Genomic DNA, 6,406 nt, shown 5'->3' with positions numbered 1-6,406 from the left:
GACAAGGACCGGTGCATGAAGCCCATCCGCTTTTCGGAAGAGCAGATCGTCGAGATTTTGAAGGAACACGAGGCCGGCGTTTCGGTCGCCGACCTGTGCCGCAAGCACGGCGTCAACCACGCCAGCATCTGCAAATGGAAGACGAAGTTTGGCGGGATGGAGGTGTCGGAGGCCAAGCGGCTGAAGGCACTGGAGGATGAGAACACGCGACTGAAGGGGATGAGCGAATGGCGGTCGTGTAAAACCATCGGCAGCTGCCGCATGACGATGAGATATCGAGCGATCCGGACGGACGATGGCGGCCTTCGCCAACGCATGCGAGCGATCGCCCAAGAGCGCCGCCGTTTCGGCTACCGGCGCCTGCATTTCTGCTCAAGCGGGAGGACCATGCAATCAACCACAAGAAGCTGTTCCGGCTCTACCGGGAAGAGAAGCTTGCGGTGCGTCGCCGTGGCGGCCGCAAGCGGGCGATCGGGACCCGGGCGCTGATGACGGAGCCGCTAGCGCAGAACGACCGCTGGTCGTTCGACTTCATGTCGGATCAAGTGACCTGCCGCCGCCGCTTCCGCATCCTGACCGTGGTCGATGACCGCACCCGCGAGTGCCTGGCGCTGGTGCCCGATACCTCGCTCTCGGGCACCGGGGTGGCGCGGGAACTGGACCGGCTGGTGATCGAGCGCGGCAAGCCGAAAATGGTGGTCAGCGATAACGGCAGCGAGCTGACCACAACGGTGACACGGGCGGATCAGAGCTGCGTCGCATGGCACTACATTGCGCCGGGCAAGCCCATGCAGAATGCCTTCATCGAGAGTTTCATGTATAGAGTGCCCCGCGGATGCAAGGGATTTCAGCGGCGCTTTGGATACCGGTCGGATGCGTTCATGTATACGGCCTGTTAGTGCGACCGATGCTATGGCCGCCGGTCCTGATGGAGATCGCGAATCGAAGCCTCATCAACGGGTCGCGCTTGCTGCGCCTAAAGCTCTTCGGGCTTGCTCGATCGCCAGCTCTGCCGGACTCCATCACGCTGTCATTTGCCTTACACCATAAGTCAGGCCGCGCGCTTAGGCCGATAGAATTCCCGGTCGTCATCGTCGCCCAGACGATCCTGACAACTTGTTGGCAACTGCGACAGCGACGATCATGGGTCGCCGTCGTCCAAGCAGAGCTTCGATCCAGCCACATACGACCCGTGAGAATGCCTTTGGATACCGAACGACGTTGCGGTGCCTGAGATAGGCATCGCCCTGCTTTGTGATGCGGCCGAGCCGATCCTTACCGCCGGTGGAATTCTGCTTTGGCGTCAGGCCGCAAACTCCCGCCCTGAGCGAACCATAGTTGGATTCGGAACGGTCGCGGCGAGCGCTGTGGCCGTGATCGGGCCGATGCCAGGAATTGACGAGAGCAACTTCGTCATCGGTTGCGTCCTCTGGAGCTTAGCGATCTCCTGCTCGATGGCTTCCACCTGCTGGTCCAACGCCTTCACTTGAGTGACAAGCGCAGCCAGTGCCATGCGGGCGTTGGTAGGTAGCGTCAGTTCCTCGCCATCTAGCAGGTCCACCAGACCATCCACCCTTTGCTGGCCTTGCCCAACAATGATCCCGAACTCCTCGAAGTGCGCTCGAATAGTACAAGCCCTCATTGTTCGCTGTCGAACCAGTAGACCTCTCGCACGATGAAGCATCAGGAAGCCCTGGTTCCGATGCTCTTGATCGGAACGAACTGCATCTTGGGACTGTTGACTGCCTCGCCGATCGCGGCCGCGTCAGCGGCGTCGTTCTTGGCTCCCCGTCCCACATAAGGTTTGACATAGGCTGGCGGAATCAATCTTACATCATGTCCAAATTGCCGAATCTCCTGCGCCCAATGGTTGGCGGTGGCGCAGGCCTTGGTGCCGATCAGGCAGGGTGCGAGTGAGGAGAAGAACGAGATCACTTCGCTTCGCCGAAAGCGCTGGCGAGCGGTCACTTGGCCTTGGCCATGAACTGCATGGATGTGAAATGCGTGCTTCGAAATATCCGACCCAATTGTCGCGGCTTCCATTGGTGAATTGCTCCTGGTAGCGGGGTTTGCCCATCGCCAGTATATCGCCGTCTCCGAGGGAGCGAGGCCGTCTTTCCCATCAACGGCCGGCTGCGGGATGAACTATTGCACGAGACGCTGCTCACGTCACTGGCCCAGGCTCGCGTCGCACTCGGATGCTGGCGGGCCGATTACAACGATGCACGACCACACTCGCAGCTCAGATGGAAGACGCCCTCCGAGTTCGCCTTCACCTGTCACCCGCGCCGACCCGCTCCAACAGCATCAAAGTGCCAGAACGTGGTCGTTGTTCGAACACCACAAAGGCGGGACCGTTCCGTGAAGGACGTCATCACCATCGGGCCGGATCTGGTCAGGCAGCTTGTCCCGGTTCACGGGCGGATGCCGAGGGCTCGCCCGTTTTCAACCGGAAGCTTCGGCGCAGCGACGTTTACGGTTTTTGAGAGGCTGCCGCGGTGCTTGGGTGGGCAGGGAAGCCTGCAGTAGCGCCCACTATTGGGCGGCGAGATCGCAGCTCTCGGTCATGAGGTGCGGCTCATTCCGCCGGCTTATGTCAAATCCTTTGTCAAGCGAGGCAAAACGGATGCGGCCGACGCGGAGGCCATCGGGGAAGCGGTGACCCGAAAGACCATGCGCTTCGTGCCGATTGGGACGGCCGAGCAACAGGCTGCCGCGATGGTGCTAAAGACTCGCGCGCTTCTGGTCCGGCAGCGAACACAGGCGGTCAACGCGCTGCGCGCGCATCTGGCCGAATTGGGCATCATCGCCACCGCTAGCCTAGCAAAAGCTTGAGGCGCCGGTCGCGATCGTACGGGACGAAGTGGAGGCCAAGCGTGACAAGGACATGCGTCGGTGACCACGATCCCCGGTGTCGGTGTCATCAGGGCGTCGACCAGCAAGGCGCTTGTGCCGGATCCCAGCGGGTTCAAGTCGGCTCGCCACTTTGCCGCCTGGCTGGGATTGACGCCGCGACCCCATTCAAGCGGAGGCAAAGAGCGGCTGGGGGATATCGAAGATGGAAAATCCGAAACTCCGCTCCCTCCTCGTTGTCGGGCAACCGCCGCCTTGCGGGTTGTCCGAAACGATGCTCGGGCGAGGCCGTGACTGAGGCACTTCTCGCCAGACGGCCCTTCAAGGTTGCCGCTGTCGCAAAGGCCAACAAGACGGCGCGGATCATCTGGGCGCTTCTAAACGAGGGCGAAATTTGTTGGCGCCCCGACCCACTGGCGATTACCGCGGTACGCGGTCTGATGGACGCAGTGACCGCCACAGCGGTCTGACCGGCGCAGGCCGGCAGAGGGGTGCAACAGCAGGCGATGAACCCACCGGACGAAATCCCGAAACGATTGAAGCTACTGCCCCCAATGCACTCAAGCGCGCAAACATGATTTAGCTCCTCGTTCCGCGGATCTCATCGAGGCCAGCGGCCACGTGCCGCGCGCAACGAGCCCCCGTGTCTCATAGCTTAGCGCTTCTACATTGAGCCTATGACGAGAGGCCACAACTACCAATGTTGGTAAATTGATCTGTCCGACAACATGTCACTTTATTTGGGTGATGACCATCGCTACCACCGCAAGGAGCTCAACATGATCATCAATCACAATCTGTTCTCGCTGACGGTCCCGACGAATTTTGCGTCGCACATGAGGGTAAATTGCAGATCTACTCCAATAGCGACAGCTCCTGCGTTTCAGATTCATAAGGGCTCCCGGGCGCAATCGCAAAGCACGTATGCTCAAGCGTTCTCTGAGCATCGGTCAATCCTTTGCTCGCTCTACCGGCTACTACGACGCCAACACGCTCCAGGAAGCCAACTTATCGCCGGAAGATCTACTCTCCGTATGTAGCGGATCTCTGCTACACTGCTGCGTCGGCACGATCCCAACGAAAGGAGCTTTGCAGTAGATCTCAACTCACGACGCTCTGCAGCGCTCACTAGAAGCAGAAACCTCGTATCGCAAGTTAGGAGCAACTGCGTACTGGCTGGACGGCCTCTGGACCTTAGATTCGGACGGGGGAGCTGCTCGGCACCAACAAGCAGCCTCATACAACTGAAGGAAGGAAGAAATATGAATCAGCTTGCATCGCGCTATCGCTGGGCCAAACGAGCTCGCGATTCTGTTACTGCTCCGGCGACGAAGCACGGCTCTGTTATTGAGCTTGGTGGCGGCTACGAGTTTCCCGACACGTTGCTGGACATCGTATCGGAAGCGGTGGCGGCCGCCGAGTCGAAGGGCGAGACGCTGCAATATGGACCGCTCTATGGACTGGAGGACTTGCGCGACGCTCTCGTCGACTACCTTCGCCAGGATGGGATCGCAGCGACCCGAGAGAACATCTTGATCGTCAACGGCGCCAAACAAGGGCTAGAGCTGGCCTGCCGGGCCTTCCTCGATCCTGGCGACCCTGTGATCGTTACCGCGCCAACGTACTTGAACGCCGTCAACATCCTCAACCATGCCGAGGCGCACTTCGTTTCCATACCACAAGATGAAGAAGGCATGGATACGGAGATCCTGCGGGACCGACTGCAGGCACGGCGCGACGCCAGCGAACCGATGCCCAAGCTGCTTTTTGATATGCCGGACTTCCACAACCCCATCGGGGTCACGATGTCGGCTGCTCGCCGTGAAAGACTGGTCGAGCTGGCCACCGAGTATGACTTCGTTATCATCGAAGACGACCCCTATCGCCGCATCCGGTTCGAGGACGAGCCGGTGCCCCCGATCAAGGCCTTCGACAAGAGCGGCAGGGTAATCGGCCTAGGCACCGCCTCCAAGATTCTGGCGGCAGGACTGCGCATTGGCTGGGTAAACGCCGATCCCTCCATCGTCCGTCGAATGGCCTCGCATAAATCCGATGGCGGCACCAGCCCGTTCCTACAACGAATCGCTGTGCAGCTCTTCCGCAATGGGAAGATGGACCAGCACATCGCAAGGCTCTCGAGCGTCCTGCGTTTTCATCGAGACGCGATGATCGACGCTATTCACGACCATCTCCCCGGTACATCGGTCAGTACTCCCAAGGGTGGCTATTTCCTGTGGGTACAGTTGCCGCCTGAGATCGACGCCGACGAACTTGTGCGCCGCGCCACAAAGTTGGGGGTCTCCATCCTCTCGGGCCGACGGTGCTTCGCTGAACAAGCGCCGGGTTCGTTCCTACGTCTCGCCTATAGTTTCAGCACGCCCGCTCGGATCACGGAAGGCATCGACCGGCTTGGTCGTGCCTATGCCAGTCTGCGATCTACGGTTGATGTGCAGCCAATCGGACCGTGTGACTATGGTCAGATTCATTGACAGTCGGGTTTTGTGCATCCGAAGTTGCGCGAGTGCAGTTTGGACAAATCTTAATCGTAAAAATGTCTCGTTCGTGTTTGTCGACGTACATGTCTAGGCATGGACATAGCAAGCGGCTAAGAGTCCACTTCGATAATGATCTCGTCCTAAGTTATCGAGATTTGGCAACGGAAGTGGCGATTGCCTTCGGGCGCCGGCACGCGATGAGTAAAGTCCGAGAACTCCGCACTTGGGTAAGCAGCACGAAAGCCGTCTCGTGCCCAAGAACGAAACCAGATTTCGTCCTTGCATACCCAATTAAGATAGATGATCACTTGGCTCATGGATCAAAGATGACGAACTGCCCTCATCCGAACTCATCAATGAAAGAAGTGAGGCGATGAAAGAAGTGAGGCGACGGCATGCCTGCCACATAGGCGTGGTAGTTGCTGGATTTGCTGTTCGTATCCTGCTATGCGCTTTCGACGTTAGCGCGGAACGCAGGCTCTCTTCTCGGATCGATGCGCAGGGCTGGAGAAGGAACGACGGCCATCAATTCAGCTCCACCTTTTGCGTTCGGACGAGCCGCAGGGATGTCTCATTGAAGTGACGAAATTCGCTCTCTAAGAGCATGGTCGTGGTAAAGCTTTGCACAATTCTTGTGGCGCGGGGTTCGGAGATTCCCGGACTGCAAGCACACCGTTTCGACTTAGCGCCGGGCGGCCTCCTTATCACCGCAGCCCGCTGCATAATAGTCTTGTTTTCGGCGCTATCTCGGCGCGGCAGGACGCCCTGTATGTACTGCCCGAGAACCCGAAGCGCCTTGCCGGCTATGTTCAGTTTACGCGAAGCTCAAATATCAAGCTTGCAGCACTCACGGGCTTGGCCCAGTACGCGGTCAAACAAGCAGTGAAGTTCGATCAGCTTGTGCGTGTTCCGGACATTCAGCCCAGCATTGCGATAGTCCTGGGCGGTCGGACCGACGCTTTCGCCGTCGGACAATTCAGCGTGCCAAATCCGCAACAAAAGGACGTTGAGGTGATCGCCGACAAGACGTCACCCGTCAGGAGTGCCAGCATCGCCTT

At 59.0% G+C, this 6,406-nt stretch carries 2 protein-coding genes and 4 pseudogenes; 5 read left to right on the top strand and 1 reads right to left on the bottom strand.

Translation table 11 applies throughout. From position 1 onward, the window contains the following. Positions 1–15 precede the first annotated feature (15 nt). Positions 16–827, top strand: a pseudogene (locus H8A92_RS39190) (transposase); the annotation flags it as partial. A 247-nt stretch (positions 828–1,074) separates the two neighbouring features. Here H8A92_RS39190 and H8A92_RS39185 read toward each other — a convergent pair. Continuing rightward, a pseudogene (locus tag H8A92_RS39185) lies at positions 1,075–2,043 on the bottom strand (IS110 family RNA-guided transposase); the annotation flags it as partial. 81 nt (positions 2,044–2,124) lie between these two features. Between H8A92_RS39185 and H8A92_RS39180 the strand changes: the two are divergent. The 4 genes and pseudogenes from H8A92_RS39180 to H8A92_RS39165 all read left to right on the top strand — a co-directional run. Beyond that, positions 2,125–2,292: pseudogene (locus tag H8A92_RS39180) on the top strand (integrase core domain-containing protein); the annotation flags it as partial. A gap of 69 nt (positions 2,293–2,361) precedes the next feature. After that, a pseudogene (locus H8A92_RS39175) lies at positions 2,362–3,323 on the top strand (IS110 family RNA-guided transposase). A gap of 792 nt (positions 3,324–4,115) precedes the next feature. Further along, positions 4,116–5,342 carry an aminotransferase-like domain-containing protein gene (locus H8A92_RS39170; protein WP_229200610.1) on the top strand — a complete coding sequence of 409 codons (1,227 nt, stop codon included), beginning with the start codon at positions 4,116–4,118 and terminating at the stop codon, positions 5,340–5,342. 861 nt (positions 5,343–6,203) lie between these two features. Further along, a partial coding sequence (locus H8A92_RS39165; protein ID WP_229200609.1) for a type 2 periplasmic-binding domain-containing protein occupies positions 6,204–6,406 on the top strand: 203 nt, incomplete at its 3' end.

This window comes from Bradyrhizobium acaciae (assembly GCF_020889785.1).
In the GTDB taxonomy this organism is placed as follows: Bacteria; Pseudomonadota; Alphaproteobacteria; order Rhizobiales; family Xanthobacteraceae; genus Bradyrhizobium; species Bradyrhizobium acaciae.
This window is presented reverse-complemented; position numbering and strand designations above follow the sequence as displayed.